The 3,835-nt window shown below is 57.8% G+C and carries 3 protein-coding genes; 2 read left to right on the plus strand and 1 reads right to left on the minus strand.

Annotated features, from left to right (window positions below; genetic code table 11):
* Both yidC and mnmE read left to right on the plus strand, forming a co-directional pair.
* On the plus strand, nt 1-354 hold a 354-nt coding region (gene yidC, locus OQK_RS31175; RefSeq protein ID WP_038860849.1), incomplete at its 5' end, for a membrane protein insertase YidC.
* Between the two features lie 81 nt (nt 355-435).
* The gene (gene mnmE / locus OQK_RS10795; RefSeq protein WP_016772394.1) at nt 436-1,803 is read left to right on the plus strand and encodes a tRNA uridine-5-carboxymethylaminomethyl(34) synthesis GTPase MnmE; all 1,368 of its coding nucleotides are present in this window, start codon (nt 436-438) and stop codon (nt 1,801-1,803) included.
* Between the two features lie 42 nt (nt 1,804-1,845).
* On the opposite strand, the gene OQK_RS10800 is transcribed toward mnmE, so the two are convergent.
* Nucleotides 1,846-3,835, minus strand: a 1,990-nt coding sequence (locus tag OQK_RS10800) for a TonB-dependent siderophore receptor (protein ID WP_016772395.1), incomplete at its 5' end; no start/stop codon positions are given.

Below are 3,835 nucleotides of genomic sequence, written 5' to 3' on the forward strand. Positions count from 1 at the left end.
CTCGTGCAGATGCCGGTCTTCCTGTCGCTGTACTGGGTTCTGCTGGAAAGCGTGGAAATGCGCCAGGCGCCGTTCATGCTGTGGATCACTGACCTGTCGATCAAGGATCCGTTCTTCATTCTGCCGATCATCATGGGCGCAACCATGTTCATCCAGCAGCAGCTGAACCCGACGCCTCCGGATCCGATGCAGGCGAAGGTCATGAAAATGATGCCAATCATCTTCACTTTCTTCTTCCTGTGGTTCCCGGCGGGTCTGGTGCTGTACTGGGTTGTGAACAACTGCCTGTCGATTGCACAACAGTGGTACATCACGCGTAAGATCGAAGCGGCGACGAAAAAAGCCGAGGCGTAACTTGCACTGTGGATAACACCACTCAAAACGCCCCCTAGTGGGGCGTTTTGCTATCTGCCACTTTTGTCTGGATGCCGCTTTATGAGCACACCCCGTGAAACCATCGCCGCTGTCGCCACTGCTCAAGGGCGCGGCGGTGTGGGCATCGTCCGTATTTCCGGGCCGTTGGCCAGCATGGCGGCAAAAGCCATCAGCGGCCGAGAACTGAAACCGCGTTACGCCCATTACGGGCCGTTTTTCAGTGACGACCGGCAAGTGCTGGATGAAGGTCTGGCTTTGTATTTCCCGGGGCCGAACTCGTTCACCGGCGAGGACGTGCTGGAACTCCAAGGCCACGGCGGCCCGATCGTGCTGGACATGTTGCTCAAGCGCTGCCTGGAACTGGGTTGTCGTCTGGCCCGTCCTGGGGAATTCAGCGAGCGCGCCTTCCTCAATGACAAACTCGATCTGGCCCAGGCCGAGGCAATCGCCGATTTGATCGAAGCCAGTTCTGCACAGGCTGCGCGCAATGCGCTGCGTTCATTGCAGGGTGCGTTTTCCCAGCGTGTGCATAACCTGACCGAGCAACTGATCGGCTTGCGTATCTACGTCGAAGCCGCCATCGACTTCCCGGAAGAGGAAATCGACTTTCTCGCCGACGGCCATGTGCTGAGCATGCTCGACAAAGTACGCGATGAGTTATCCACAGTATTGCGCGAAGCGGGGCAGGGCGCGTTATTGCGTGATGGCATGACCGTCGTCATCGCAGGCCGGCCGAATGCCGGTAAATCCAGCCTGTTGAATGCCTTGGCCGGTCGCGAGGCTGCCATCGTTACCGAGATTGCCGGCACCACGCGGGATATCCTGCGCGAACATATCCACATCGACGGTATGCCGTTGCACGTTGTCGATACCGCAGGCCTGCGTGACACCGATGATCGTGTGGAAAAAATCGGTGTTGAACGGGCCTTGAAAGCCATTGGTGAAGCGGATCGGGTTTTACTGGTGGTCGATGCGACCGCACCAGAGGCACTGGATCCTTTTGCCTTGTGGCCAGAATTTCTCGAGTCTCGACCGGACCCGGCGAAAGTCACGCTGATCCGCAACAAAGCCGATCTGACCGGTGAAGCGGTTTCTCTGGAAACCAGTGACGACGGCCACGTGACCATCGGTCTCAGCGCCAAATCCGCCGAAGGCCTCGATCTGCTGCGGGACCACCTCAAGGCGTGCATGGGTTACGAGCAGACTTCGGAAAGCAGCTTCAGCGCACGTCGCCGGCATCTGGAAGCACTACGTCACGCCAGCGCGGCACTGGAACATGGCCGCGCGCAACTGACCCTGGCCGGGGCAGGCGAATTGCTCGCCGAAGATCTGCGCCAGGCTCAGCATTCCCTGGGTGAAATTACCGGGGCGTTCAGCTCTGATGATTTGCTCGGAAGGATTTTCTCCAGCTTCTGCATCGGCAAATAAAAGAAGGGGCTGTGGATAATTCATCCGCAGCCCCTTTTTTGTTCACCAGTTATAGGACACCGTACCTAGCAAAGTTCGATCCTCGCCCCAGTAACAGCGGCCTGCGTCGTTGCATCCCGACACATATTCCTTGTCGAACAGGTTCTTCGCATTCAGATCGACACTCCAGTGTGTATCGATCTGATATCCAACAGCCGCGTCGACCAATGTAACGTCGCCGGCATCCAGCTTTCCGTATAGAGAAGGCGAAGTGTAGGCAAACGCACTGTCGAAATAGCGCACGCCACCGGCCACATACAAGCCTTTCAGATCACTGTCGAGGAAGCGATATTTCGCCCAGACCGAGGCCTGATTAAGCGGCACGCCGGTCATTTGATGTCCTTTAACCAGCGATGTCGCTGCATCCTTGGTGATCTTCGCGTCGGTGTAGGTATAGGCCGCCGTGACATTGAGGTTCTGCGTCAGGTTGCTGTTTAGTTCCAGCTCGACGCCCTTGGCGCGGCTTTCGCCTACCTGGCGATAGGTCGAAGTCGTTGCGTCGAAATAGGTGTCGTCCTTCTTGCGCAGGTCATACACCGAAGCGGTGAAAGCGGTGTCCCAGCCAATCGGTTCGTACTTCAAACCCACTTCGTACTGGCTGCTGGTTATCGGATCAAGCGGCGCTCCGGCGTTGGAAATCTGCTGCACCGGCACGAACGCCGTGGAGTAGCTGACATACGGCGTCATGCCGTTGTCGAACTGATACATCACGCCGCCCTGATAGGTGAACTTCTTGTCCTCGGAGCTGATATTGCTGCCTTGGGCCACCTTGTCGCGAAAATCGCTGTCGACCCAGTCTTGACGCCCGCCAAGCAAGAACAGCCAGTGGTCGTACTTGCTCTGGATCTGTGCATAAACACCCTTCATCTGCTGCTCGAGCAAAGTGTTCTGCACGGCAATCGGCGTGGTCGGATCACGCAGGTAAACCGGATTGTAGACGTCGATCGGCCCGACAATGCCGGCATTCCAGTCCTGGTTGAACGAGGTGCGATCGTAGCTGGCGCCAAACAGCACGGTGTTTTCCAGATCCCCCGCCTCGAACTTGCCTTCGAGCTGGTTATCCAGCGAATACACCATGGATTTGTTGAAGCGATCGTAGGCGGTCACGTTCAACCGCGTGCCGAAACCGGCGTTGTTCAGATTGCCCGGCCAGGTTTCGTGGCGAGTGATGCGCGACTGCATGTAGCGCGAGTTCTGGCGGAACTGCCAGTCATCGTTGAACGAGTGGCTGAACTCGTAACCGGTGCTCCAGGTTTCCCGTTCGAAGGTATTCCAGTCCGGGTCACCGAGCATGGTGTCTTTGGACAATTTCCCGTTGGGATTGCTCAGCAACGTGCCGGCGGCCGGCAGCCCAAGCTCCATGTTGGTGTGATCTTTCTGGTAGTTGGCCAGCAGAGTCAGCGTGTTGAAATCGTCGAAATTCAGCGTCAGAGAAGGGGCGATATAAATCCGGTCGTCAGGTACGTGATCGGTCTGGGTATCGGATTTGCGCCCCAGCATCACCACGCGTCCGAGAACGTTGCCGCTGTCATTGAGCGGGCCGGAGACATCTACGCCGATTTGCCGGCGATTGTTCGAGCCATAGCCCAGTTGCACTTCGCCCTGAGGTGCGGCGGTCGGGCGTTTGCTGACCAGATTGACCAGACCGCCTGGCGCATTTTCGCCATACAGCAGCGAAGACGGGCCACGGAACACCTCGACCCGCTCAAGTCCGTACGGCTCGGTGCTGGTGTCATAGCGATTGCCCTGCACGCGCAGTCCATCGCGCAGCAAACCGTAGCCGTAATCGGTGGCGTTGAAACCACGGATATAGAACAGGTCGCCAGCCAAGCTGTCGCCGGCGGCAAAAGGTGGGGCGAAGATCCCCGGCACGTAGCCGAGTACGTCGGTGAGTGTCTGGGATTTCTGATCCTTGATCCGCTGCCCGGTCACCACTGACACCGAACGCGGTGTTTCCGACAGCGGCGTACTGGTTTTCGTACCGATCCGGCTG

Source organism: Pseudomonas sp. R62, assembly GCF_000257605.1.
In the GTDB taxonomy this organism is placed as follows: Bacteria; Pseudomonadota; Gammaproteobacteria; order Pseudomonadales; family Pseudomonadaceae; genus Aquipseudomonas; species Aquipseudomonas atacamensis.

Coding starts and splice junctions, on each gene's coding strand:
- mnmE (WP_016772394.1), top strand. CDS start 436: ATGAGCACACCCCGTGAAACCATCGCCGCTGTCGCCACTGCTCAAGGG.